The sequence below is a fragment of the Pseudoalteromonas sp. RW-H-Ap-1 genome (assembly GCF_048318575.1).
In the GTDB taxonomy this organism is placed as follows: domain Bacteria; phylum Pseudomonadota; class Gammaproteobacteria; order Enterobacterales; family Alteromonadaceae; genus Pseudoalteromonas.
On record NZ_CP166996.1, the window covers coordinates 541,253 to 568,243 of the forward strand.

18 protein-coding genes, 6 tRNA genes and 1 pseudogene are annotated in these 26,991 nt (G+C 39.0%); 15 read left to right on the forward strand and 10 right to left on the reverse strand.

Annotated features, from left to right (window positions below; translation table 11 throughout):
• Positions 1-38: 38 nt before the first annotated feature.
• Together AB8618_RS02525 and AB8618_RS02530 are read left to right on the forward strand one after the other, a co-directional pair.
• Entirely contained in the window at positions 39-1,010 is a 972-nt protein-coding gene (locus tag AB8618_RS02525) for an aldo/keto reductase (protein ID WP_413401286.1), read from the forward strand.
• Positions 1,011-1,029: 19 nt separating this feature from the next.
• Entirely contained in the window at positions 1,030-1,206 is a 177-nt protein-coding gene (locus tag AB8618_RS02530; protein ID WP_010390817.1) for a hypothetical protein, read from the forward strand.
• 148 nt (positions 1,207-1,354) lie between these two features.
• On the opposite strand, the gene AB8618_RS02535 is transcribed toward AB8618_RS02530, so the two are convergent.
• A complete protein-coding gene (locus tag AB8618_RS02535) occupies positions 1,355-2,668 on the reverse strand; it encodes a peptidoglycan DD-metalloendopeptidase family protein (protein WP_138604936.1) in 1,314 nt (437 codons plus the stop codon).
• 491 nt (positions 2,669-3,159) lie between these two features.
• On the opposite strand from AB8618_RS02535, the gene tyrS reads away from it, so the two are divergent.
• Positions 3,160-4,359: a tyrosine--tRNA ligase gene (gene tyrS, locus AB8618_RS02540; protein WP_413401287.1), complete on the forward strand. Its 1,200-nt coding sequence runs from the start codon at positions 3,160-3,162 to the stop codon at positions 4,357-4,359.
• Positions 4,360-4,408: 49 nt separating this feature from the next.
• On the opposite strand, the pseudogene AB8618_RS02545 reads toward tyrS, so the two are convergent.
• From AB8618_RS02545 to folE2, 4 genes and pseudogenes are all read right to left on the reverse strand, one after another.
• A pseudogene (locus AB8618_RS02545) lies at positions 4,409-5,351 on the reverse strand (cobalamin biosynthesis protein CobD/CbiB).
• Positions 5,352-6,059, reverse strand: a complete 708-nt coding sequence (gene mtnN, locus AB8618_RS02550; RefSeq protein WP_413401289.1) for a 5'-methylthioadenosine/S-adenosylhomocysteine nucleosidase — start codon at positions 6,057-6,059, stop codon at positions 5,352-5,354.
• A 112-nt stretch (positions 6,060-6,171) separates the two neighbouring features.
• Positions 6,172-6,768, reverse strand: coding sequence for a DUF2726 domain-containing protein (locus AB8618_RS02555; protein ID WP_413401290.1), 597 nt, complete (start codon positions 6,766-6,768; stop codon positions 6,172-6,174).
• 93 nt (positions 6,769-6,861) lie between these two features.
• Entirely contained in the window at positions 6,862-7,785 is a 924-nt protein-coding gene (gene folE2 / locus AB8618_RS02560) for a GTP cyclohydrolase FolE2 (protein ID WP_413401291.1), read from the reverse strand.
• Between the two features lie 206 nt (positions 7,786-7,991).
• On the opposite strand from folE2, the gene arcB reads away from it, so the two are divergent.
• Positions 7,992-10,310: an aerobic respiration two-component sensor histidine kinase ArcB gene (gene arcB / locus AB8618_RS02565; protein ID WP_413401292.1), complete on the forward strand. Its 2,319-nt coding sequence runs from the start codon at positions 7,992-7,994 to the stop codon at positions 10,308-10,310.
• Positions 10,311-10,317: 7 nt separating this feature from the next.
• Here the strand turns inward: arcB and arcA are convergent, their stop codons facing one another.
• The 4 genes from arcA to trmB all read right to left on the reverse strand — a co-directional run bounded on the left by arcA (position 10,318) and on the right by trmB (position 15,054).
• Positions 10,318-11,034: a two-component system response regulator ArcA gene (arcA, locus tag AB8618_RS02570; RefSeq protein WP_008110444.1), complete on the reverse strand. Its 717-nt coding sequence runs from the start codon at positions 11,032-11,034 to the stop codon at positions 10,318-10,320.
• 456 nt (positions 11,035-11,490) lie between these two features.
• Positions 11,491-13,092 carry an ATP-binding protein gene (locus AB8618_RS02575; protein WP_409424728.1) on the reverse strand — a complete coding sequence of 534 codons (1,602 nt, stop codon included), beginning with the start codon at positions 13,090-13,092 and terminating at the stop codon, positions 11,491-11,493.
• A 174-nt stretch (positions 13,093-13,266) separates the two neighbouring features.
• The gene (locus AB8618_RS02580) at positions 13,267-14,292 is read right to left on the reverse strand and encodes a methyltransferase (RefSeq protein WP_413401293.1); all 1,026 of its coding nucleotides are present in this window, start codon (positions 14,290-14,292) and stop codon (positions 13,267-13,269) included.
• A gap of 36 nt (positions 14,293-14,328) precedes the next feature.
• Positions 14,329-15,054: a tRNA (guanosine(46)-N7)-methyltransferase TrmB gene (gene trmB / locus AB8618_RS02585; RefSeq protein WP_413401294.1), complete on the reverse strand. Its 726-nt coding sequence runs from the start codon at positions 15,052-15,054 to the stop codon at positions 14,329-14,331.
• 150 nt (positions 15,055-15,204) lie between these two features.
• Here trmB and mutY point away from each other — a divergent pair, with 150 nt between their 5' ends.
• Together mutY and AB8618_RS02595 are read left to right on the forward strand one after the other, a co-directional pair.
• Positions 15,205-16,266, forward strand: coding sequence for an A/G-specific adenine glycosylase (gene mutY / locus AB8618_RS02590; RefSeq protein ID WP_413401295.1), 1,062 nt, complete (start codon positions 15,205-15,207; stop codon positions 16,264-16,266).
• A gap of 34 nt (positions 16,267-16,300) precedes the next feature.
• The gene (locus AB8618_RS02595; protein ID WP_008110439.1) at positions 16,301-16,573 is read left to right on the forward strand and encodes an oxidative damage protection protein; all 273 of its coding nucleotides are present in this window, start codon (positions 16,301-16,303) and stop codon (positions 16,571-16,573) included.
• A gap of 78 nt (positions 16,574-16,651) precedes the next feature.
• Here AB8618_RS02595 and AB8618_RS02600 read toward each other — a convergent pair whose 3' ends face one another.
• Entirely contained in the window at positions 16,652-19,435 is a 2,784-nt protein-coding gene (locus tag AB8618_RS02600) for an ATP-binding protein (protein ID WP_413401296.1), read from the reverse strand.
• Between the two features lie 304 nt (positions 19,436-19,739).
• Between AB8618_RS02600 and AB8618_RS02605 the strand changes: the two genes are divergently transcribed.
• The 9 genes from AB8618_RS02605 to AB8618_RS02645 all read left to right on the forward strand — a co-directional run bounded on the left by AB8618_RS02605 (position 19,740) and on the right by AB8618_RS02645 (position 26,974).
• Positions 19,740-19,815: transfer RNA gene (locus tag AB8618_RS02605), tRNA-Phe, on the forward strand.
• 71 nt (positions 19,816-19,886) lie between these two features.
• Positions 19,887-19,962 (forward strand) — tRNA-Thr (locus tag AB8618_RS02610).
• 46 nt (positions 19,963-20,008) lie between these two features.
• Positions 20,009-20,084: transfer RNA gene (locus AB8618_RS02615), tRNA-Phe, on the forward strand.
• Between the two features lie 60 nt (positions 20,085-20,144).
• Positions 20,145-20,220: transfer RNA gene (locus AB8618_RS02620), tRNA-Thr, on the forward strand.
• Positions 20,221-20,345: 125 nt separating this feature from the next.
• Positions 20,346-20,421, forward strand: a tRNA-Phe gene (locus tag AB8618_RS02625).
• Positions 20,422-20,464: 43 nt separating this feature from the next.
• Positions 20,465-20,540 (forward strand) — tRNA-Thr (locus AB8618_RS02630).
• A 653-nt stretch (positions 20,541-21,193) separates the two neighbouring features.
• The gene (locus AB8618_RS02635; protein WP_413401297.1) at positions 21,194-22,609 is read left to right on the forward strand and encodes a TolC family protein; all 1,416 of its coding nucleotides are present in this window, start codon (positions 21,194-21,196) and stop codon (positions 22,607-22,609) included.
• Positions 22,599-23,894 (forward strand): efflux RND transporter periplasmic adaptor subunit, encoded by a 1,296-nt coding sequence (locus AB8618_RS02640; protein ID WP_413401298.1) that lies wholly within the window; start codon positions 22,599-22,601, stop codon positions 23,892-23,894. The genes AB8618_RS02635 and AB8618_RS02640 overlap by 11 nt, the downstream gene beginning before the upstream one ends.
• The gene (locus tag AB8618_RS02645; RefSeq protein WP_413401299.1) at positions 23,891-26,974 is read left to right on the forward strand and encodes an efflux RND transporter permease subunit; all 3,084 of its coding nucleotides are present in this window, start codon (positions 23,891-23,893) and stop codon (positions 26,972-26,974) included. Before AB8618_RS02640 ends, AB8618_RS02645 begins: the two co-directional genes overlap by 4 nt.
• Positions 26,975-26,991 lie beyond the last annotated feature (17 nt).

The window sequence follows — 26,991 nt, forward strand, 5'->3', positions numbered from 1 at the left end:
TAAAGTAATCACTCTTCATTTTTTAAAGGGCTGTCAAAATGTTACACACTCCACTGGCAAAATATCTCCCGAATGTAAGCAAACTTGTTTTCGGCTGTATGGGGTTGGGAGGCGCATGGGATAAAGATGCGATTACCAGTGCGCATTTGCAACAAACTCATTCATGCATAGATGCCGCTATTGAAGGCGGAATTAATTTTTTCGATCATGCTGATATTTATACTTTAGGCAAAGCCGAGCATGTTTTTGGTCAAGCTCTGGCCGAGCGTCCTGAACTTAGAAAACAAATGTATATTCAGTCTAAGTGTGGTATTCGCTTTGCTGATGATAAAAACCCACAACGTTATGACTTTTCAGCTGATTGGATTGAGCGCTCGGTAGAGGGCTCATTAAAGCGATTAAATACTGAATATTTAGATATACTTATGCTGCATCGCCCAGATCCCTTAATGGAAGTAGAGGAAGTTGCACAAGTATTTAGTTGTTTAAAAGAAAGTGGCAAAGTGCGTCATTTTGCGGTGTCTAATATGTCGCAATATCAAATACGGTTTTTGCAACGCGCTTTAGATATGCCGATTGTGGCAAATCAAATCGAAGCGAGTTTACAAAAGCATCAATGGGTTGATGAAGGTGTTTATGTAGGTAATGCCGATGGCAAGGATATTAACTTTACCCCAGGCAATATTGAATATTGCCGTGAGCATGAAATTCAGATTCAAAGTTGGGGCAGTTTATGCCAAGGCTTATACTCTGGTGGTGATTTATCAAAGGCCTCGCCTGCAGATATTAATACCAGCATTTTAGTCAGTAAGCTTGCCATACTCTATGGTACAACAGCAGAAGCGATTGTATTAGCATGGCTGCTGCGCCACCCAGCATCAATTCAACCAATTATTGGCACCACGAATATAGAGCGTATAAAAGCATCCTGTGATGCGGTTAATGTTAACTTAAGTCGTGAGCATTGGTACGAGCTATATATCAGCGCGAAAGGCTGCGCTTTACCATAACCTGGTGTAGGGTGATGATATGAATATATTTGTTATTTTAATTAGCTTGGTAATTGCTTTGGTGATCATTATTCCGTTACTGGAAAAATACCAAAGTAAAATGGGGCTTGAGAGTGCTACTAAATATAGTAAATATATTTGGCCACTGGTGATGATCTCTTTGGTTGTGCAGCTTATTTATGTGCTCGTAAATTAACTCTGAAATTTAGTACCGAGCTGCTTAGATATAAGGGGGAATTCGTGAAAATGTCCGAGTCTCTATGCTGGTTGGTATAATCATTACATACAAAAAAGCCTTTGCCGGTTACCCTGCAAAGGCTTTTTTATTTAATTACTAAAACTCTTTATTTAAGTGCCAACTGAAGTTCACGATTACGCTCAAGTTGTGCAATAAAGTTATCAGCAATAGGCTTAAACTTAGCAAGTTCTGAGCGTGGTAATGGCTCAGATTTAGGTAGTTTTACAGTTTTAGGGTTGCGGTGAACACCGTTAACCAAAAACTCATAATGTAAATGCGCCCCAGTTACTCGACCTGTTGAGCCTACAGTACCAATTTTTTCACCTTGTTTAATTTTTTGCCCTGTTCTAACTAGACGTTTATTAAGGTGTAAGTACTTAGTAACATACTGTGTACCATGGCTTATAAATACGTAATTACCGTTATATTTACTGTAACCCGCTTTAATGACTTTACCATTACCTGATGATACAACAGGCGTGCCTGTACGCGCAGCGTAGTCAATACCTCGGTGTGCTTTTACTTGTCCTGTAACAGGGTGTAAGCGGCGAGGATTAAAACTTGAGCTAATATATTTAAAGTTTACCGGTGCACGTAAGAAGGCTTTTTTCATACTGCGCCCTTCAGGCGTATAAAAATTACCGTCTGTGTGTCGAATTGCTGTGTAACGTTCACCTTGGTTTATAAATTCAGCTGCAATGATCTTGCCGGTGCCAATAAATTCACCGTCAACAAAATGAGACTCATAAATTAAGCCAAATTCATCACCTTTACGGATGTCATTTGCAAAATCCACGTCCCAACCAAATATATCGGCGAAGTTCATTATTTGGCGCTCACTTAAACCAGCAGCAATCGCTGACGTCCAAAAACTGCTAGAAATTTCACCACCGGCGGTTTTACTCAGTGTTTCTATTTCTTTGCTGTCAATTGAAGTATCGTATTGGCCTTCATCATTTAGGGTTACAAATAAGGTATCTGTTTTAGAAATAACATAACGTAACTGAGCCAATGAGCCATCTTTTGCAGTAGCAAAGCTTAGTGTTTCACCTGGGTGAATTTTGGTAAGTTTACGTGTTTCAGCATTGGTATTAACCAGTTTGTAAAGCGTTTGCGCAGAAAAACCAGCGCGCTTAAAAATGATCGCTAAATTGTCACCGTTTTTAACAAGGTGATCGACAAAATCATATTCTGGAAGCTTTTGTGCTGCTTGCTCTGAATTTAAGTCAGTGAGTTTTTCGTTTTCACCTACTTTTATTTGTAATTCGTAACGCTTACCAATCTCTAGCGTGTTCTCGCTATTGTCTTTGGATGCAGTGGCTTTTTCAGAAGGTAAAAAGGCTAAGGCAACAATAGCAGAAACCAAACCTAGAATAAGCATTTTGTGTTTTTTGGGGAGCGTGTTAACCACGTGGACCATAACGTGCCTTTTTCTGCTGTCAAGATAATAAATAGATTATATTGCAGGATATAACGAATAATCTATGAATACTAGTATTTTGTAGATTTAAACTCGCGTTAAATTAAGCTAAAATCATAGGGTATTCAGGCTGTTTGTGTGTAAAGTTGAATAACAGCACTATTTTATATTCTTGGATACTTTGCTTTTTCATCGTAATGTTAAATTAGCTTTTAAAACGATTTAATTGCGAGAAGTGATTAATTTACAAACTGTTTTTTGGTTTGTTATAAACACTTCTAGTGTATTATTAATCGCTCGTTTATATCCCTTTTTAGAACGTACGCCCTGCATTATAGTTGATGCTGCGATTAGTTAAAAAAGTTGTTCTAATTAAGTGGAAATTTGTTATGTTAGCTAAATAGTTTTATTTGCTTTGTTATAACGCGCTAGCAATAAATCGTGAGCATATTACACCCCTTCGTTGTCAGAATTTTTTGGAGTAACACACAGTGGATTTACAAACCGCTCTAGCAGAGATAAAACGCGGTGCAGAAGAGATATTAATTGAAGATGAGTTAGTTGAAAAATTAAAGTCGGGGAAAAAGCTAAAAATTAAAGCTGGTTTCGATCCTACGGCTCCAGATTTGCACCTAGGTCACACTGTACTAATTAATAAAATGAAAACCTTTCAAGATTTAGGTCATGAGGTTATTTTCTTAATTGGTGACTTCACCGGTATGATAGGCGATCCAACGGGCAAAAATGTTACCCGTAAGCCGCTGACGCGTGATGATGTGCTTGCTAATGCTGAAACCTATAAAGAACAGGTTTTCAAAATTTTAGACCCAGCTAAAACAACCGTCGCTCTTAACTCTACGTGGATGGAGACATTGGGCGCGGCTGGAATGATAAAATTAGCAGCTCGCCAAACTGTGGCACGCATGCTTGAGCGTGATGACTTTAAAAAGCGCTATGCTGGCGGTCAATCTATCGCAATCCATGAATTTTTATACCCACTAGTGCAGGGCTGGGATTCAGTCGCACTTGAGTCTGATGTTGAGCTAGGTGGTACTGATCAACGCTTTAACCTATTAATGGGTCGTGAGCTGCAAAAAGATGAAGGTCAAAAACCACAAACCGTACTAATGATGCCTTTACTTGAAGGGACTGATGGCGTTCAGAAAATGTCAAAGTCACTAGGAAACTACATAGGTATTACTGATACGCCTAGCGACATGTTTGGTAAAATCATGTCAATTAGTGATGTACTAATGTGGCGTTACTATGACTTGCTAAGTAGTCTTTCTATTGAGCAAATTGCAGCGCAAAAACAGCGTGTAGAGCAAGGCACTAACCCTCGCGATATTAAAATTGAATTAGCAAAAGAGTTAATTGCACGTTTCCATAGTGAAGCCGATGCGCAAGCTGCTCATGATGACTTTATTCAGCGCTTTCAGAAAAAAGCATTGCCTGATGAAATTCCAGAGCTGACAGTTAATATTGATGAAGACACTATTTTAATTGCTAACTTACTAAAAGAAGCTGGCTTAGTAGCGAGCACTTCAGAAGCTATGCGTATGATCAAGCAAGGCGCAGTAAAGCTTAACGGTGAAGAAAAAATTACCGACACTAAACTAGAAGTAGCAAAAGGAACAACCGCTATTTACCAAGTAGGCAAACGTAAGTTTGCAAATATTACCGTAGCTTAAAACTTCAAAAAGTATAAAAACCAGCTTCGGCTGGTTTTTTTATAACTGATTAAACAGCCCTAATAATTTCAATGCTAATAATAATTAGTAGCCAAAAAAACGGGCTTGATTTAGGGTGTTGAGCAGCTTTGGCACATCATCAGCACTTGGCAAGCGCTCTACACCGACCCGCATTTTATTGAAACGCTGCTCAATATAAATAGCAGGCCCACCAAGTTGCACAGCTAAAGATGCAGAGCACACACTGAGTAACCAACCTGTATTTTTTTGATAAAAATGTCGGCCATAATGCTTAATATAATGCATGCTTTTTTTACTGGCTTTAAGTGAAGCTATTGTCAGCGCGAGTAACCGAATGGGAATGTATTCAATAATAAAAAGAATCAGTTTAAGCGGCGTCAAAAAAGAGCTGTCGGGAGCTATATCAGTGCGCCACGCTTGTTGGATTAAGGTAAGCAAGCGGTAGGCGAGGGTAGCAATGGGGCCCAATAGTAAAAAAATGAAAATAACTACAAAATAATGACGTGCTGTTCTTAATATGACACTTTCCATAACCGCTTTAATAATCCCTGGGTTTGAAAGTGCCTTAACTTCTCGGGCTACTAGTGGTTTTAATAATTCTCGAGCAGTTGATTTTTGATTTTTTTGGTCAATTTCGCAATACGTATCGCTTTTTTATTTATGCTACTACTTTCTAGGCACAAGTATAAAATAAGACCGGATAGTAGTTCAGGGTAAAAGGCAAACTCCAGCAGTAAAACCACAATAATCATAATCACAGTTAGAACAAGTGTGCTTGCTAATAAAGCGGCTAAATAATGATATTGTTTGCTGTCTGTTTTTTTATAAACACGCTGGCCAATTGCGTTAAAAATGGCAGAAAGTATATGATTAGGGTGATACCAGCTAACTAAAGGTAAAAAGCGCTCAGCTAGGAGCGCACAAATAAATATAATAAAGTCCAAATGATTTTGAACAATATTATTGAGCATTTACAGCGTAACCGCCGTTAACTTTTCTAGTAATGCCACAACCATTTTTGATGAATTAATAGAGGCAGTTTCTAAGTATTCTTCAAATGATTGCGGCGACTCTTTGCCAGCAATATCAGACATTGAGCGAATAACAACAAATGGTGTGTTAAGTGCAAAACACGTTTGTGCAATTGACGCACCTTCCATTTCTACTGCTAGCATTGTAGGGAAGTCATTGCGTGTTTTTTCAATACGAACAGGGTCACACATAAATGAGTCACCAGTACAAATTAAACCAACAAGCGTTTTTACTTCGCTGATTTGTGCAATTGTTTGCTCGGCGGCTTCTACTAGCTTAGGGTGTGCTGAAAAACCTGCAGGCATTTGTGGTACTTGGCCAATTTCGTAACCAAACGCTGTTACATCTACATCGTGATGACGAACTTCTGATGAAATCACTACATCGCCAACGTTAAGCGAAGGGTCGAAGCCACCGGCAGAGCCTGTGTTAATAACACAATCAGGCTTAAAGTTATCGATAAGTAAAGTGGTTGCAATAGTTGAAGCAACTTTACCAATGCCTGATTGCACTAAAGTAACAGTATTACCAGCAAGCTCACCAGTATAAAACGTAAAGCCTGCTTTGGTTAAAACCTGTGGATTTTGCATCGCTTCGCGCAAAATTTTAACTTCTGGCTCCATGGCGCCAATAATACCAACATTCATAGTGTTAAATTCCTAAGTTTGAATAGCCTGATTATACGTGAAGTCTGCTATAAAAAACAAAAAAGCGAGTCATTTAAAATGCTCGCTTTAATAGATTGCTTTAACTCAGTAGTTATATTTCAGCAAGGGCGGTTGAATGTGCTTTTGCTTGAGAGGGTGATAATACCGCAGGCTTATGGGCTCTAGTACGAGTCGGGCGTGCAGGTTGTGATTTAGCAGGCTTGCCTAATTTAAACATAATGGCATCGCGAACTTCACTTGGGCGGTAGCCTGACTTTACTTTCATGCGAATATGTGGAATGCCAGCGGCTTCTAATGCACCGTTAACAAACCAATCACGCTGTGCTTTGTGACCATCTTTGTTGGCATTATTAACTAAGTCAACCGCAGCCACTATGGTCATTTTTTCTTTGTCGACTAACACATAGTCGAGCTGCTTATTTTTTGCTTTAGCCAATGCCGCACGTTTGGATTTGACAGATAGACCTTGTTTACAGTCAATCACATCGATTAGTTTAACGCGACTAACAATTTTATATTGATCGCCAACAGCGCGTTCTAATAAATTCAGAAACGCCCCTTCTACTTGGGTAAATACACTTTGCTTACGAGTAAAAGGATAAGGGTTTCCGCCGTCATCATTAAATTTTGACGCAACTACAGATGCCCCAACAACTAGCACTAATATTAATAATAAAGCGAATTCCATACGGTAACTCCATAACAACAAATTGACACTGCTTTTCTAAAGCAATTTATGTGCCCAAATAGTTGTTATGGTTACTTTAGTTACCGTTGGTGTTTATAGTGCTGTGTATCCGCCCTCTATACCTTTTACTGCAATCGCAACGGCATCATGGGCATGCAGAGATTCATAGTGGTTAATTTGTAAAAAATAGTCGCTAAACTGTTTTGCTTCTAAGGTAGTTTTAATTTTTCGTGCTGCGTCTTCACAAAACATCAAGTTTTGACCATTTAAACGAGCAAACTCTTGTTCGTCTTCACGTTTTACCGCGGCTTGTACTGGTGTTTTAAGCTCATCTTCTAGTAGATTGATTAAGTTAATCACATCAAACTGTTCAATGTTATTTGCTAATTTTACTTTAACATTAGCAATAGAACGCTGTGAATGCGGGGTTGCGACAATGCCTTGAGTTGTTCCAAGCCACTCTAAAACCTCTGATTGAGTTAGTGTTTCTTGAGCAAACTTTTCGCTAAACGCATTTTGGATCAGTTGGCGAGCAAGAGCTGCAGAGCAGGGGCAGGTTGATGAGTAAGTAACATCAACACTTAGCTCAAAACTAATGACACCTTGGTTTATAGTACTGGTAAGTATAATAGGGTAGCTTTTCCAGCCCGATTTACCACTGAGTAATGACTTGCGGCGCAGCGGTAATTCAAATTTAAATTCGATTTGTGCCTTATCGCTTAAGCCTTTATGGCTGGTGATAAAGGTATCTAGTGCTTGTGCTAAGGTGTGCGGGTTGACCTGTTGCTCAGTTGAGAGATGATCAAGTGCTAAAAACAGACGCGACATGTGAATGCCTTTGGCATCTTCTTGGTGTAAATTAACAAAAGCGCGAGCTTTTGCATTAACAGTAACTGGAGCTAAATCAAGGGATTCAAAAATAAAAGGCAGCTCTATATCGCCCATACCTACCCAGTCTAATTTACCTGTTTGTAATGCTGCAGCTGTGTTAGCAATATCTGGCATAGTCGTTTGCATGATACGTTACTCGTTATTTGCAATGTTTAAAACATTACATTTTACACTAAATAAAGAATTGCTGAAATGCAGCAAATAACAGCAAACATGAAATTTCACTGTTTTTATCGCACAACATGAAAATAGCTGATAGAAAATGCTAAAATTAGCTTTTAATCATACTTACTTATAAAAACTAAGCATTTAGCCAAGAGAAACACTGATATATGACAGATTCTTCTTTGAACCCGTGGGTTCGAGTACTTTCCAGTTCAATAACTCGTTTTGGTGAGTTTAAAACTGCAGCTATTTGCTATGCATTATTACTGACAGTATCGATGGTTTTGTCGAGTATGTTTTACTATGTTGCTATTGGGGAAGTGAACTTAGTTGATATATTAGCTATAGTATTTTTTACCTCAGTTGTTTCTCCTCTGGTGATTAGCGTACTGCTTAACTCTATTCGGCAACTTGATGCCTCTTATGCCTATTTAGATAGTGCCACAAAACAAGAAAAGCTTTTAAATCAAACTCTCAAAGACAATATTAATCGTTTAAACATTGAAATTGACGAACGTAAAATGGCCTTTCATGCCAAGCATAGGGCAATAGAAGAGCTCAGACGTGAAATTGCAGAGCGTAAAAAAACGCAACAAGAGCTCGCACAACAAGGTATGTTACTGCGCTCTATTGTAGATTCCTCACCAGATTTATTTTATTACCGTGATAACAATGGGGTGTTTGCTGGCTGTAATAAAATGTTTGAAGAGGTGATGGGCAAAACCAGTGGAGAATTAATTGGCAAAGCCGCAGAAGAGATATTTCCAAGCCACTTTTTATCTGAAGTATTAAGAACCGATGAGCAGGTTGAACGCACTCATCAAGGTTTAACTATCGATGTAGAATATTCTGTAAATGGTGAAATAAGATGGTTTGAACTGAGAAAGCTTCCCTTCATAAATGAGCAGGGCGATTACATTGGTTTACTCGCCTTTGGCCGTGACATTACCAGCCGTAAAGAAGCCGCGCAGGCACTGGAAACTGCTTATAAAGATAAAGGGAAATTTATTGCCACCTTGAGCCATGAATTACGCACTCCGCTCAATGGTATCGTTGGCTTAACTCGGATGCTATTGGATACTGAACTTAATAAACAGCAGCGTAGTTGGTGTAATACGGTGTTTTCAAGTGCAGAGACACTGGGTAATATATTTAACGATATTATAGATTTAGATAAAATAGATCGTGAGCAATTAGATATTGCTGCCAACGAAATTAATGTTTCTGACTTTATTAATGACGTGGTTAACTTTGCAGGCCTCATTGCGGAGCAAAAAGAGCTTTCTTTTGAAGTAAAACGCTCTGGAACACTCGATATATATGCTCTACTTGATCCCACTCGTTTACGCCAAGTGGTATGGAACTTAATTAATAATGCGGTTAAATTTACCCAGCACGGTAGTGTCACCTTAGATTGCGGTAGAGAAAACCGTGAAGATGGCCCATGGCTTATTATAAAAATACTTGATACCGGTGAAGGGATCCCGCAAGAACAACTTACACGCATTTTTGATATGTACTACAAAGCACCTGATCTTAAAGGGACCAATGCGATTGGTTCAGGTATTGGCTTAGCCGTAACAAAAGCGTTAGTAAGTGCTATGAAAGGCATTATAACTGTTAATAGTACCCCAGGAGAGGGTAGCTGTTTTACTGTACAAATTCCGCTGAATTTATGTAGTGCTCCTACCGAACATAGTTATGTAGGGCGTAGCTTATATATTTTATTAGTGGAAGATGTGCCACTTAATGCTGAAATTGCTACTAATTTGTTAGAACAACGTGGTCATGAAGTGTTGTGGGCTGAAACAGGTGAAGATGCTTTATCGTTTGTAGAAACCGAAGATGACCTAGACTTAGTGTTACTTGATATGCAGTTGCCTGATATTAATGGCGATGAAGTAGCAAGACAAATACGCGCACAAAGCCATTTTGACCAGCTACCTATTGTGGCACTTACCGCCAATGTCCGCAGTGCTGAAGAAGAGCTTGAGGGTATTTCTATTCAAGGAGCGTTGGCTAAACCAATAAACACCAGCAAATTAGATAATATGCTCGCTGAACTCTTTGGTATTAAACAGTCGCAAATTGAGGCTCCTCAGCGAGTAGTCAATCAAGAGTTGTTAAATCAAATAAATACTGACTTGTTAGATATTGAAACCATTGAAGACTTTGTAAACTCGATGGGGGTTGAAGTATTTAAACGCAGTAGTCAGTTGTTTAAAAAGCTAAATCCACAATATCAACATGAGCTATTAGAATCATTAAAAACAGCAGACAGAGAAGAATATAAATCCGTTGCGCATAAGTTAAAAGGTGCCGCTGGTTCGGTAGGTCTGAATGATGTGCAGTTGCATGCAAAGCAAATGGAGCATGGTGCGCTGGAACAAAGTGATGAAGTATTAACAGTTTGGCTTGATGAATTAGCAGACAAAATAAATGAAGGACAACAGGCCCTTCATTTATTTTTACAACAATTAGAATAAAAACTAATTAGCTGTCGATTTTACCAATGAAGCGGTAACCTTCACCATGGATGGTGCTGATCAACTCAGACGTTGAATTGTCGCTTTCAAAGTGCTTACGAATACGTCGAATAGTAACATCAACTGTACGGTCGTTAGCGCGAAGCTCACGGCCAGTCATGTGTTTAATTAGTTGCTCACGGCTAAATATACGACCTGGTGAGTCAAGCATTAAACGCAGTGCTCTGTATTCGCCTTTCGGTAGACGTTTTGCATCTCCATTTGGAGAAGTAAGGCAACGACTGTTTTCGTCAAGTTCCCAACCGTTAAAGGTTATCACGCCATTGGTTTCAATAGCTGATTCTTCACCACCTAGTGCGGTACGCGTAATTAAGTTACGTGCACGAATAGTTAATTCACGTGGGTTGAAAGGCTTAGTAATATAGTCATCAGCACCAATTTCAAGACCTAAAATACGGTCTACATCGTTGTCACGGCCTGTTAAGAAAATAAGACCAACTTTGCGTTTTTGGCGTAATTCGCGAGCTAGAATAAGCCCGTTTTTACCTGGCAGGTTGATGTCCATAACTACAAGATTGACGTCATCGTTATTTGTAAGCTTATCATGCATATCATCGCCATCAATGGCTTCAATAACTTTGTAACCTTCAGCTTCAAATAAACTAACGAGGTTCAGTCTAGTTACGTCTTCATCCTCTACGATCAGAATGACTGGCGTTTGCATCTTTAATTAACCTTTTTGGAGTGTGTTTTATTTATAAAATCGGCATGATCATCAGAGCCGACTACTAGAATTATAGGATTATATCTAAATGTTAACAAGTAAAAACAAATTAGATATAAACAGCTGCGCGCCCAAACCTACTATGACGTATTATTAAAAACCGCGGCTTAATTGATACTTAACGTTGAATGTATAATTTGAATTGTAGAGTCGAAGCCATTTCCCTTTAATAATTGATACATCCATCAACCACCTAAAGATACTTAAAATAATCAGACTAATTCAAAACGGAATTATATCACTTTCCAACTTTTCATCAATGTATGTGATATGTAAAACACAATTAAGTTCCTTAATTGTGTTAAATACAGCATTAATGATACAACTGTTTAGTAAGTCATGTCTTAGTATGGTCATAAAGTTGTAATTCAAGTGGGTAAAAGAGTTCTTTCGCTTTTAGAGTGTAATAATAAATCGGGCGCCTTGCTGATACTCGGTATCTAACACAATTTCTCCGGCTAATGCTTGAGTCACTAAATTGTAAACCAAATGCATTCCTAAACCACTCGCCCCTTGGCCGCGCTTTGACGTTACAAATGGGTCAAATATTTTTGCTCGTATACTGTTTTCAACACCTAGCCCGTTGTCGGTGTAGGTAATTTGTGTTTTTGTTTTCGTTACCACAATATCAATCTGTACTTCATTGTGATCGCCAGCTACAAAGCCGTGCAGCAGGGAATTTAAAATAAGCTGATGGAATACTTGCTGTAATGGTCCTTTTTTACTTTCAACGGTTAAATCTGCTGGACAATTTATAAGAACTTTTGGGTTTTTAAGTTTTAGTTCTTGCCCCATAGACAGTAGGGTGTCGTTAATTAAGTGTTGTAAATTAACAGTGCTGGTTATTTCATCATCTTTGAGCACCGCGACTTTTTTAAAGTTAGAAATAAGTTCTGCAACGCGGTTTAAGCTGCTATAGATTAGGTCTAAGTTTTCAATACCATCATTAGTAAATTGCTCAAATTGACTCGCGGTTAATGATTTATTATGAAAATTAACCTGTAGCTCTGCGAGTTTATCTCGCAATAAAGTGGAGCCTGTAATACCAAGTCCTATCGGTGTATTTACCTCATGAGCAACCCCTGCCACCATTTGCCCTAATGAAGCCATTTTTTTGTTTTCGACAATTTGAGTTTGGTATTGGTGCATCTTTTCTAGAGTAGATAACAGCTCTTTATTGGCCTCTCTGAGCGCAATAGTGCGTTGACTCACTTTCTCTTCAAGGTTTGAGTTTAGCTGCTTAATTTCTTGTTTATCTTCTTCATGGCGCTCTATTTGCCTTTGTGTGCGTGCAAGCATTACATTTAAGCTATTAGAAAGCCGAGTTATTTCAGTTAGGTTCGTTAAGGGCGCACGCGCATAGTAATTATGTTTTTTTGCTATGTTTTGCAACAACAAGCTTAAGTTTTCAATCGGGCTGGCAATCCTTTTTTGTAGCCTTAAAATAATCAAAGAAATAAAAATAAGTATTAAAGCCATAATAACGATATCGATTATAATCTTTTTAGTTATTAGCTGATTTAAGTTATCTAAGCTGCCTCTAATATATACATAGCCGAGTAGCTGTTCATTATTGAGTATTGGGGTAATGTACTCAATGTACTCGTCACTAACTTGTGGTTCAGCAAAGTCATTAATATTATCTGTTTTAATGGGGACTGGTGGTGATTTTCGGGCATTAAAGCTGGTAAAAAATACTGGCTTATTAGATTGCTCATCTAAAGCGTAAATATGTAAATTTGTGACGGATGATACTTGTTGAAGCAGCTTTAAGCGTCTTTCTTCTGCAGGCCTATTTTTATTTAATAATGAGGGCATCGCGTCAAATGCAATGATCTCAGACACCAACACAAGTTTACTAATGAGCTGTTTTTTTTGCTCTTGCGCGCTTAAGTAGGTAGAAATTGAAAGCGATAATAACAAACAGATAGTTGTTATAAGCATGATAGTTTTAAATAATATGCTACGAATGCTATTTTGCTCTACAGTTTTAGGCATTGCGAAAAGGTCATCCGTGTCAATTGTGAATATTATAAGTAGTAGTTTAGCAAAAACAGAAAAAAATGAAGCAAAAAGATTGGCTTAATTACACTTTTTATTTTTAGTTTAGAACATAAATATGTGGCGAATATAGCCCAAATTTATGTTCTCATAGGATATTAATAGCTTACTCTAGCTACTGTATACGGCAAACTTATTGTTTTTAAATACTCTGTGGTAGCTGTCAAATTGGGTTTCTAAAATAGGTGGGTATTTCAAAAAGCTATTAGCTACTATAGTCAGTTTGCCTGCCTTAGTTAAATGTTGCTTTGCATGGGTTAAAAAAGATTCCGCAACGCTGTAGTCAGTTGCAATCCCAGTATGGAAGGGTGGGTTGCTAATAATTAAATCAAACTTGCCAGTAATATTATTTAAACCATCACTGAGTATGGCTTCACCGTTTACATTATTTAACTTAAGCGTTTGTGTTGTTGCATAGGCAGCAAGTGCACTTACGTCACTACAGGTAAATGTCAGAGCTGGAGTTTTTAGACCTAAAAAAGTAGCAATAAGCCCTGCGCCACAACCAAAATCAAGGACTTTTCCGTGTTTTAAGTTAGGAGCATTTTCTAGTAGCATTTTCGTTCCAGCATCTAGCGCACCATGATTAAACACGCCAGGAATACTGACCGCTGTAAACTCAATATCACTTACACTTACCGTAAACTCTTTATGGTAAGTACTAATATCAAACGCGCTATTGAGAGTTAGTTCTGAAAATGAATATAAAACACAATGTTTTGCTGAGTCTATTTTATTACTGAACTCGGCCTTACCGGCAAGTTGCTTTTCAATTGACTTAACACCGCTCTTGTTTTCGCCAACAACGAGTAGCTCTGCATCTTTGCTTATCACCGCGCGTATGTTGTCTAACGCCATTAATAGCTCAGGTTTAGATTTAGGGTAATAAAGTATTACCAAATCATAATCACCATTATTAATAGTGTGATTTACGGTGACATCAATACCTGATATGTTCTTTGCAAATTCACCATTGGCGTGGTTATAACTAAAAGCGGTTATTTTACTTTGTGGGTTGAGCGTTTTTAGCTCATTTAAAAAGCCATCTTGAACAAAGTTGACCACCAATATTGATTTACCTTTTAACTCTTCACTGTTACGAAGTAATAGTAGGCTTGGATTGGTTAATACGCTCATAAATGGCTTTACCTTACTTGATTATTTAATTAACGGTTACTTAGTACGTTCGAACATTAAATCCCATACGCCATGACCTAAACGGTGACCACGCTGTTCAAATTTAGTCAATGGACGTAAATCAGGGCGGGGTACATAGTCGTTAGTCTCAGATTGGTTTTTGTAACCTGGAGCTGCTTGCATCACTTCCAACATATGCTCTGCGTAGTTTTCCCAATCAGTTGCCATGTGAAATACACCACCGATTTTTAATTTAGAGCGAAGTTTTTCAGCAAACTCAGTTTGTACAATGCGACGCTTGTGGTGACGCTTTTTATGCCATGGATCAGGGAAAAATAGCTGTAAGGTTGATAAGCTTTCATCGCTTATACAGTCGGCAAGAACTTCTACTGCATCGTGTTCAAACACACGCAGATTAGTAACGCCAGCTTCGTCAGCATCCATTAAACATGCGCCAACGCCTGGGCGATGAACTTCTATGCCAATAAAGTTAAGATGTGGTGCATTTTTTGCCATTTCAACCAATGACTTGCCCATACCAAAACCAATTTCTAGCACTACATCATTGTCATTGCCAAAAATTTCGCTTAAATCAAGTAGGCCGTTTTTGTGCTCAAGGCCCATTGTTGGCCAGCACTTTTCGATTGCAGCAGCTTGCCCTTTGGTTAATCGGCCTTCGCGTTTAACAAAACTGCGAATAGTGCGGATATACTTACCTTCTTGCTTAGCTTGCTCAAGGTTGTTGTTACTTGATTCACTCATATTATTGGCCTGACAAAACAATGTGTTTAAAAATGGTTGCGTATTATCCCTGACCAGCGCTAGGTTGACAAGCATTAGGGTGTTATAGCTTGATCTTTTCAGTCACTACAATAGACTGAGCCGCCATTGAGCATTAGTAAAAAAGTAATTATGTTGGATTTAAAAAAACAGCAGTCAGATTGGTTTTCTAATCAAGTAGTTGACTGGTATCACCTTCATGGGCGCAAAACGTTACCATGGCAATTAGCTAAAACGCCATATAAAGTGTGGGTATCTGAGGTGATGTTACAGCAAACTCAGGTTGTCACTGTTATTCCTTATTTTGAAAAGTTTATGCAAAGCTTTCCCGATATTATTGCTCTAGCAAATGCTGATGAAGATCTGGTTCTGCATCATTGGACAGGTTTAGGTTATTACGCTCGTGCACGTAATTTACATAAAACCGCTAAAATAGTTCGAGATAAATACCAAGGTCAGTTTCCTAGCACGCTTGAAGAAGTAATGGATTTACCCGGAATAGGGCGCTCTACTGCTGGTGCTGTTTTATCATTATCTTTGGGGCAGCATCACCCTATTCTTGATGGCAATGTTAAAAGAGTGCTTGCTCGTTTTTTTATGGTTGAAGGCTGGTATGGGGTTAAAAAAGTAGAAAATCAGCTTTGGCATTTAAGTGAACAACTCACTCCTAAAAATAATGTTACAGAGTTTAATCAAGCTATGATGGATTTAGGTGCAAGCTTATGTTCGCGCAGTCGCTTTGATTGTGAGGCATGCCCATTAAATAGCCGTTGTGGTGCGTTTAACGCTGGTAAAGTTAAGGAGTTTCCTCACTCTAAGCCTAAAAAAGTAGTGCCTAAAAAAAGCTGCCACCAGTTAATTATCAAGCATAACGACAAGGTGCTCATGGAAAAGCGCCCGAACAGTGGTATTTGGGGCGGATTATTTGGATTTTTTGAATTTAATGAGTACAGCGAGCTCGAAACTTTTTTAGCGCAACAAGGGCTTAAAAGAGACCTTAATGAAGTAACGCCTTTTACTCATGTATTTTCACATTTTGAGCTGACGATTAACCCGCATGTACTTAATATTGAGAAAGCCCCGGATGTTGTTAATGACAAGCAGCTGGTGTGGTATCCACTCGATCAATCAATAGAAGTAGGGTTAGCGGCACCGACTAAAAAGTTGGTTAAACAAATTACGGCAATAGTATAGAATAGCGTTATATTTAGCATTAAGGGGAACAATCATGGCACGTACAGTATTTTGTCAAAAGTTACAAAAAGAGGCCGAAGGCCTTGGTTTTCAGTTATACCCTGGTGAACTTGGTGAGAAAATTTTTAATAATATTTCTAAAGAAGCCTGGGGGCAATGGCAGCATAAACAAACTATGCTGATCAACGAAAAGCATTTAAACATGATGGATCCAGAGCATCGTACTTTTTTAGAAGAGCAAATGGTTGGCTTTTTGTTTGAAGGTAAAGAAGTTGAGATTGAAGGTTATAAGCCAGTAGAAAAATAAATTAACTGTGCTTAGGATAATTAATAAAAAAGGGCTATGAGCCCTTTTTTATATTGTGTATACCGATGAATATTTTAGTTAAATCAAGTCATCTTGCTGATCGTTGTTTCTAATTTGTTCTTTTAAAAACTGTGCTGCTCTTGAATATTCAATTTCAAGCTCATCTCTCATCTTAATTAATTCATCAGCTTTTATTTCATCACTTTTACACTTATCTTCAAATGACTGCGCTAAATCAGCAACAATGTTAGCTCCTACTGTCTTCGATATAGATTTTAATTGGTGGCAAGCGGATAAAATTTCAGCTTTATTGCTTTGCAGCACAGCGAAGTTAATCGCTTTAATTTGTTCTTGGCTCTGCTCTAAATACATTTTAAAAAAGCGGATTATTTTAGCATCATCGCCATTTATATACTTATTCGCTGACTCCATATCAATAGGCATGATTGGTTTTTCGGTCGAATTCACCTGTTGTGGTTGTTTGCTATATAAGTCATTCCATTGCTTTAATGTGTCTTCAAGTGCATTTAACTCAATGGGTTTAGTAATAAAGTCGTTAATACCTACAGCTAAACACCGCTCTCTCTCTCCTTTTAGAGCATTGGCAGTAACAGCAATAATATAAGGTTGTGCGTCAATCGATTCGAGCAATGACGCTTCTTCTCTAATTTTTTCAACCATATCGTAGCCAGACATTTTTGGCATATGTAAATCGGTTAAAATGAGCGAGTAGCTATTTTTACGCCACATATCTAGGCCTTCCTCACCGTTATTAGCCACCTCTACACTGTACCCTAGTATATGTAATTGTTCGGTGAGTACCTCTTGATTTAATAGGTTATCTTCTACCAATAATACTAGCCTATTTGCGGCCAGCGCTTCTTCTGAGTTTAGGTAGTGATTCATCGTTCTGGCTTTTTTAACTTGCTTAGGCTTATGCAAACCTGCAGCCACCAAAATTGAAAGCATGAAGTTAGATTTACATAATGGAGAAGCATTAATATAAAAAATACTTTTATGATTAATTACTGCTTCATCTAATTTACTTAATACCACCATTTGCTGGTTATTATCTTCTAGTGAGTAAAGTAAACTTCTTAGTAAGGTACTAATACTACTCATGTCATCAATGCCATCAACAACCCAAATAATATCCTTGGCATCTTGGTGAGCTTCTACATCTTGTTGCTCATGAGCATAAGTTATTTTAGCCCCCATAAATGACAAGTAACGATAAATTACTTTACCGCGCTCTGCGTCGCTGCTGACAATAATGACATGTTTACCATTAAGTGTATTTTTATGGGCAAATTCAGTTTTACCTGCAGTCGAAAAAGGCAGTTCAACGGTAAATTCACTTCCAATCCCTTCATGGCTTGTTACATGTATAGTACCAAGCATTAGCTCGGTTAAGCTTTTACAAATTGAAAGACCAAGCCCTGTTCCACCGAACTCTCGCGTAATTGAGCTTTCTGCTTGAGTGAACGGGTTGAAAATTTTTCTTAACTGAGATTGGCTCATTCCTTTACCGTTATCACTTACACAAAAACGCAATGTAAAGTGATCGGCGGTGTTATTTGCTACCTCTACTGATATTCTTACTTTCCCCTTCGTTGTACCACTGGTGCTAGTAAACTTAATGGCATTACTACATAAGTTATATAGCACTTGGCGAACCCTGCCTGAGTCGCCCATAAGGTTATTAGGAATATCGGGTGCAATTGATAAATCGAGTTCTAAATGACGATTTTTAGCAACCGACGATAATACCTTGGCTACTTCTTCTAGTGTATCTGCAATAGAGAACGGAACAGGATCTATGTTGAGCTTTCCAGCCTCAATTTTAGAAAAATCTAAAATATCATCTAAAATACTCAGTAGCGAAAATGCGGATTCACGAATAATAGTACTAAGGCGTTGCTGAGCACCATCAAGCTCTGTTTGGCGAAGTAAATCAATGGTGCCAATAACACCATTCATTGGTGTTCTTATTTCATGACTCATGGTGGCTAAAAAGGTGGTTTTAGTTTCACTCGCCTTTAACGCTTTTTGAGTTTGTTTTTCTAATTCAAATGTTCTGCTTTGTACTTCTGTTTCCAGACTGGTTTGTAGCCTTTTTAATTCTTTTTGTGCAGCTTGATCGTCAGCTAGAACCATACTTACTTTTTTCAGCAATAAATTAATTTGTTGAGCAACGGTTTCTAACCCTCCATCAAGTTGCTCATCAAGCGTGCTTTGATAATTATCATTTTGTGTAATAGCTTTGAGTTCCTGAGTGAGAGAATCGGTATTTTTATGTAGTCGTTTTTTAATGTACTTATTAAACGCTATAGCGAATGCAAACAGTGCGAACAGAGCAACAATAGCGGAAAGATATGCACTCATTGATAAATTTTGTGTCGATGATGAAATTAAAGGTTGTTTCTGCTCAATGATAAGCTCAGCGATTACTTGTCCCTCTGATGAGATTAAATGATGCAGAGTATTTTGCTCTTTAATGTATTTGCTAACAGCTAAAGGTGCAATCACTATACTATTATTGCTATAAACTAACTCGGCTTGATTATTTGCATTAAAACGATGCAGAGTATATTTAAAGTCATTATTGAGTAAGCTTGCAATATCAAGAAGTAATTTGGCTTTGTTTTGCCCGTATGTTGTTAGTGCTTCAACAATGGGCTGCTCAAGGCGTTCAGCAAGTTTAGTGGGTGCAATAGTAGAGGATTGGGGAAGTTCATTGTTCTCAGCATTGCTTTGTGAGTAAAGCGAATAGGCGACTATAAATAATGTGGAAATTATAAGGTTACTAACTAAAAATATAGGTAGTAGGCCCTTTATTGCTGAAGAGAACTTACTCTGCATGAGTTTTCCTATCGTGGTTTTATTAAAACGGTAAGCCTGTACCGAAAGCTATTGACTAATCGTAACACCTAAAAAAAATAATTCACTACGTTTTTTAAACTCTTTTGTTGAATAAATGCACGGTATGAACGAGATTTGTTGTTAGTTGTTTGAAAACCGTTCAAACAGTTGCAAAGGATAAAAAAAGTTGACTTGTAAGGGTAAAACTCGTTTAATACGCCGCACGCCCAGATAGCTCAGTCAGTAAAGCTATGTGGGAGTTGAATTATTAATCCGTTGTGATTACTAATCAGCACTATTAAGTGCCTCGATAGCTCAGTTGGTAGAGCAGAGGATTGAAAATCCTCGTGTCCCTGGTTCGATTCCGGGTCGAGGCACCATTTATTAAAGTAATGGTGTTTAGATATTTATTTAAACATTTTTACGCGTGCCTTAGCACACAGTTTTGTGTGCCGACTTAGCTCAGCTGGTAGAGCAACTGACTTGTAATCAGTAGGTCAACCGTTCGACTCGGTTAGTCGGCACCATTTATAAAAGTGAAATGCTTAGAGCATTCACTAGCACTGTTTAAGTGCCTCGATAGCTCAGTTGGTAGAGCAGAGGATTGAAAATCCTCGTGTCCCTGGTTCGATTCCGGGTCGAGGCACCATTTACAAAAAAGTTATCAATCTTTAAAATTGATAAAGTGCCTTAGCACACAGTTTTGTGTGCCGACTTAGCTCAGCTGGTAGAGCAACTGACTTGTAATCAGTAGGTCAACCGTTCGACTCGGTTAGTCGGCACCATTTATAACGTAACTAGGAAAGAAACTGTAATCAGTAGTCTATTCAAGTTACCCGTCGACTCGGTTAGTCGGCACCATTTATTTTAGTTAAGTGTTTCGATAACATTTAATTAGCACTGTTTAAGTGCCTCGATAGCTCAGTTGGTAGAGCAGAGGATTGAAAATCCTCGTGTCCCTGGTTCGATTCCGGGTCGAGGCACCATTTATATAAAGCCTTGCTCATGCAAGGCTTTTTGTTTTAGTGTGCCGACTTAGCTCAGCTGGTAGAGCAACTGACTTGTAATCAGTAGGTCAACCGTTCGACTCGGTTAGTCGGCACCATTTATAATATAACTAGAAAAAGAAACTGTAATCAGTAGGTCAACCGTTCGACTCGGTTAGTCGGCACCATTTATAATATAACTAGAAAAAGAAACTGTAATCAGTAGTCTGTTCAAGTTACCCGTCGACTCGGTTAGTCGGCACCATTTATAATATAACTAGAAAAAGAAACTGTAATCAGTAGTCTGTTCAAGTTACCCGTCGACTCGGTTAGTCGGCACCATTTACAATGTAACTAGAAAAAGAAACTGTAATCAGTAGTCTGTTCAAGTTACCCGTTCGACTCGGTTAGTCGCAAGAATGTATACAAAGCCTCGCATATGCGAGGCTTTTTTGTTTCTGTCCTAAGTTCGGCGCAGCATTAAACTGCGTTCCATATGCAAAATATATTTATAATTTTATTCCGCTTTAGCTGGTGTAATGCCAATAGCAAACTCTGTCGTCTTTTCTACATCTACTTCTTAAGGCTTTAAATTAATTCTCTGATTAAAAGTTAGCTTGCTCATTTGTTTTTGATAGTTGTATTAACACTTAGCGCATTGAGTGAACTTACAATTTCACCGCAAGCTATGTAATGTTATGTAAAGTCAATTGAGCAAAGTTTGCTAAAGTGATTGAATAACACTCATAAATAGCATTGATCAGGTTTAAACATGATGTGGCAATATAAGCCATCTTTATTAGCAATAAGCATTATAGTGTTGAGCGGTTGTGCGAGTAACTTAAACCCATCGCAGCGCGAACAAACTCCAAATAATTTACCACAGCAGTGGCAACAACAAGCATCAAGTTCGGTATTAAAAGTGGATGATGAATGGTTAACTCAACTGCACACGCCATTACTTAACAAATACGTAGAACAAGCGCTTAAAAACAACCAACAACTATTACAAACCAGCTATGATGTCGCTATTACTAAACAGCAACTAATAGCAACCGGATCAGCTCTTTGGCCTAGTTTAGATTTATCTTCGCGTACTAGCCGAAGCAAAAATAACCGGCCTGTTAGCTATAATAATGCCAGCTCGGTAAGCTTAAACTTAAATTACGAAGTTGACTTATGGGGTAAGCTGTCAGATTCAAAACGAGAAGCTAACCTTTCTTATTTAGCGCAAAAAGCGCGTTTTGAACAAGCTAAACAACAACTCGTTTCAGATGTTGTTCAAGGTTGGTTTGATGTTGTGTCTGCGCAGCAGCTGCTTGATTTATATAAGCGCCGTGAAGAAAATGCTAAGCAAAACCTCGATATAATTGAGTCGGGTTATCGCCAAGGTATTAATGAAGCGCTTGATGTTTATTTAGCCCGCAATGAGCTTAATAACGAACGCTCACGCATTGCCACTCAAACAGCGAGTCTATCAAGTGCAGTGCGAGTGCTTGAGCGCTTACTAGGTGAGTACCCAAAAGGAGCTATTACAGCAAGTACTGACTTACCGGTTATTAGTACCGAAATTCCAGTTGGTATTCCTTCAGAACTCATTACTCGAAAGCCCGCATTACTTGCTAGTTGGTACGAGTTATTAGCTACCGATGCGTCATTGGCTTACGCACATAAACAGCGCTTTCCGAGTTTAAATTTAACTGCAAGCTTGAGTGATAGTACAGATAGAGTAAGTAATTTGTTTTCTCCTTCAAGCCTCGCATGGTCTTTACTCGGAAGTATTTCGGCACCTATTTTTGAGGGAGGGCGTTTACAAGCCAATGAAGAAATTGCACGCCTGAATGCGCAAAAGCAAGAACAGCAATATTTACAAACCTTGTACGATGCATTTGCTGATGTAGAAAACGCGATATCGCAGCAGCAGTCTTTAAAAGCGCAGTACACCAGCACCCTCGAAGCACAAAAAAATGCACTTGCGGCCGAGCAGTTATCGTTTGAGCAATATCAAAGTGGCTTAGTAACTTATACCACGGTACTTGATGCACAAGGTCGCTCATTTGATGCGCAAAGTTCATTAATACAAATTAAAAACCAATTAATCGCAAATAGAATTAACCTACATGTTGCCCTCGGTGGTGATTTTGAAAAACCGTCAAGCGACTTAAAGAGCAATAACGATGAACACTAAAACAGCTAAAATAATTATTCCAGCCGCGGTTGTTGTTACCGCTCTTTTAATTGTATTTTTTATTAAGAGTAATCCGCCAGAGGCGAGACGCTTTAGTTCAGCACCAAAAGCAGCAATTAGTGTGTCTGTACTTGAGCTTGTGCCTCAAAGTTATCAAGTAATGATAGACAGCTACGGTACGGTAAAACCTCGAACACAAAGCTTACTTGTTGCTCAAGCATCAGGGCAAATAATTGAAGTGAGCGATGAGTTTAGAGAAGGTGGCTTTTTTGAAAAAGACGACGTGTTATTAAAGCTAGATGATAGAGATCATCAGGCAGAGGTTAAATCTGCTCAAGCTAATTTACTCACAGCAGAGCAAAGCTTATTAGAAGAAAAGGCCCGCGGGCAACAAGCACTGACTGATTGGAAGCGCCTTGGTGGTTCAAGCCAAGCCAGCAGCTTGGTATTGCGTGAGCCGCAATTAGCAGCTGCGCAAGCACAAGTGCTATCGGCTCAAGCTGCTCTTGAAAAAGCAGAGCTTGATTTAGAACGTACAAAGGTTAACGCCCCCTATGCTGGGCGAATACTGAGTCGTAGTGTCGATTTAGGTCAAGTAGTGAGTAACAATACCCAACTTGCCACTATTTACGCTATTGATAGTGTTGAAATTCGCTTACCAATAAAAAATAAAGACCTTTCGTTTGTTAACCTGCCAGAGCAATACCGTGATAGTGCTAAAAACCAAGCGGGTTCGTTAGTTAAATTTAGTTCTGATTTAGTGGGGGAGCAAACATGGCAAGGTCAACTGGCACGCACCGAGGGCGCTATTGACGAAAATGCACAGCAACTTTATGTGGTGGCAAAAATAGACGACCCATATAAATCAACCGCTAGTAATCAGTACCCAATTAAAATAGGGCAATACATAAAAGCGCAAATAGCGGGTAAAACGGTGCAAAATGCGTTGATCATTCCTAACAGTACAATTTACCAAGGTACTTATGTTTATGTGGTTGAAGGTAATGTATTAAAGCGTAAAGACGTTACTTTTGCATGGCAAAACGCCAATGAAGCAATGATCAAAACCGGTTTAAAAGCAAACGATAAATTGGTTGTTACGCCGCTAGGTCAAGTAAGCTCAGGCACTAAAGTGAATATTTTAGGTGCACAGCCAAAAGAAAAAGTATCTAAAAGTAAGCGCCCGACTCGTGAGCAGCTAGAGCAAAAAGCAAAAGAGCTTGGTATAAGTGTTGAAGAGTTAATAAAAAAACGTCGCGCGGCCAAGCAAGGAGATAAAGCATGATTGCTTGGTTTACCAAAAACCATGTTGCTGCCAACTTATTGTTAGTAACTTTGTTGTTGTCGGGACTATTTAGTTTATCGAGTAAAATACCACTGGAAGTATTTCCGTCCTTTGAAACCGATATGATAAGCGTAGGTGTTAGCCTGCGTGGTGCAACCCCTGAAGATGTAGAGCAGGGCGTGACTATTCGTATAGAAGAAGCGGTTCAAGACTTAGAGGGAATTAAACAAATATTTAGCCGCTCGTCAGAGGGATCAGGCTCTGTAACTATTGAGGTTGAAAGCGGTTACGATCCTCGTGAGTTATTAGCTGATATTAAAAGCCGAGTAGATGCGATTAATACGTTTCCTGGCGATGCAGAAAAACCGATTGTTGCGCTGGCTGAGCGTAAAAGAGAAGTAATAGCCGTTACCGTATCAAGCGATTACGGCGAAAAAGAAACGCGTGAATATGCCGAAAAAGTGCGAGATCAAATACTTCGCTTACCTAACGTAACCCAGGTAGAGCTAAGTGGTGTACGAGACTACGAGTTAGCCATTGAAGTTAGCCAAGACACACTTCGCCAGTACAGCCTAAGCCTTGCGCAAATATCGAGTGCTATTGCTAATTCAAGTTCTGATATTTCTGCCGGTAACTTAAAAACAGAGGGCGGCGATGTACTAATTAGCTCAAAAGGGCAGGCTTATCGTAAAGATGAATTTGCCAGCATAGTAGTAAAAAACCAAGCCGATGGAACGATTATCCGTTTAGGTGATATTGCTACAATTAAAGACGATTTTGAAGAAACGCCAGTACGCACCCGTTTTAATGGTAAGCAAGCGGCGTTTATAGACGTTTACCGAATTGGCCCGCAAAGCGCGATAACCGTGGCAGACGATGTTAAAAATTATATTGAAGAGCAGCAAGCCACGCTACCACAGGGTTTTAAACTAAGTTATTGGGACGACGACTCAGAATTAGTTAAAAGCCGTATCGCTACTTTGACCAGTAATGCTTTACAAGGTGGTATTTTAGTACTGGCACTGCTCACGCTATTTTTACGCCCAGCAATTGCATTTTGGGTGTTTATTGGTATTCCTGTATCGTTTATGGGCGCATTTATCGCGATGCCAATTTTTGGTGTAACGTTAAATATAATGAGCTTATTCGGCTTTATTTTAGTGCTCGGTATTGTAGTAGATGACGCCATAGTAACCGGCGAAAACGTGTATACCCATTTAAAAACGGCAAAATCGGGTGAGCAGGCTGCTATATTGGGTACTCAAGAAGTTGCGACTCCGGTTACCTTTGGTGTACTGACTACTGTTGCTGCCTTTTTACCTTTAGCATTTATTGAAGGGGCGCGCGGCGCCTTATTTGCACAAATTCCGGTAGTGGTTATTCCGGTTTTATTGTTCTCGCTAATTGAATCTAAATTTGTGTTACCAGCACATTTAAAATACATAAAACTACGCCACCAAAAAGGTGAACCATCAAAGCTTGAAGCGATTCAACAACGCTTTGCAGATGGCTTTGAAAGTGCAATTTTAAAATATTACCAACCTATATTAAACACTGCTTTACGTCATAAATTAACAACGGTCAGTTTATTTGTGGGGGTATTTTTTATTATTCTAACCATGATCACCAGTGGTTGGACTAAGTTTATCTTTTTCCCACGAATTCCGAGCGAAACTGTACGAGTTAATCTAACACTGCCAACAGGCACACCGTTTGAAGTAACCAATAAATACGTGATTGATATGTCTGAAAAAGCGCAGCAATTACAAGACAAATATCGCGACCCTAATACAGGCGAAAGCGTTATTTTAAATATATTAGCCACTACTGGCGGACGCGGTGGTGCGTCTAACTCCGGAGCGGTACGCTTTGAGATTACACCTGCTGAGCAGCGTGAGTCAGATATAGGTTCGCGAGAGCTTGCTAGTGAATGGCGCGATTTAATTGGTGTTATTCCTGGCGCTGAAAGCTTAACATTTAGAGCTGAAATTGGCCGAAGTTCAGACCCAATAGACGTTCAACTAAGTGGTACTTCATTAACAATATTGCAAGATGTAGCTGATAATATTAAAAACCGTTTAGCAACGTACCCAACAGTGTTTGATATTGCCGATAGTATGTCTGATGGTAAAGAAGAGTTGCGTATAGAGCTTACGCAACAAGGTTTGGCGCTTGGTTTAAACCGTGTAAATGTGGCAGGACAAGTGCGTAATTCGTTTTTTGGCTCGCAGGTTCAGCGTATTCAACGCGGACGAGACGACGTGCGTGTAATGGTTCGTTTACCTATTGACGAGCGCCGCTCTGTAGCTGATTTACAAAACATACTAATAAGCACTCCCGATGGCGGCTCTGTGCCATTGTCGCACGTGGCAACACTTACGGCAGGACAAAGTCCATCAACCATAAACCGTATTGATCGTTATCGCACACTAAACGTGACGGCTGATATTGAAAAAAACAACACCAACATGACGGTGCTTCAAGCCGACCTAGCAAAATACTTAGATGAGTTAATGCAGCAATACCCGGGGGTTGAGTACAAACTTGAAGGTGAAGCCAAAGAGCAAAGAGAGTCGTTTGGCTCATTGGCCTGGGCGTTAGTGTTTGTGTTTTTTATTATTTATGCGCTATTGGCCATTCCGTTTAAGTCATACATGCAACCAATTATTGTTATGAGCGTTATTCCATTTGGCATGATTGGCGCTGTAGTAGGGCACTGGATAATGGGTATGGACTTAACCATTATGAGCTTACTAGGTATGCTTGCATTAATAGGTGTGGTAGTGAATGATTCGCTTGTATTAGTCGATTTTATTAATAAAAAACGTAGCGAAGGTGGCGATTTAATAGAGGCAGTTAAACTCGCTGGCGCATCGCGCTTTCGCCCGGTTATGCTTACCAGCTTAACCACTTTTATAGGCTTAATGCCGCTGTTGTTTGAAAAGGCGACTCAGGCGCAGTTTTTAATACCTATGGCGGTAAGCTTAGGGTTCGGGATTATATTTGCGACTTTTATAACTTTACTACTCGTTCCGGTTAACTATATGCTGATGGAGCGCTTTCAAGGTTGGTTTAAGTAGTGTTAGGCATTAAAAAG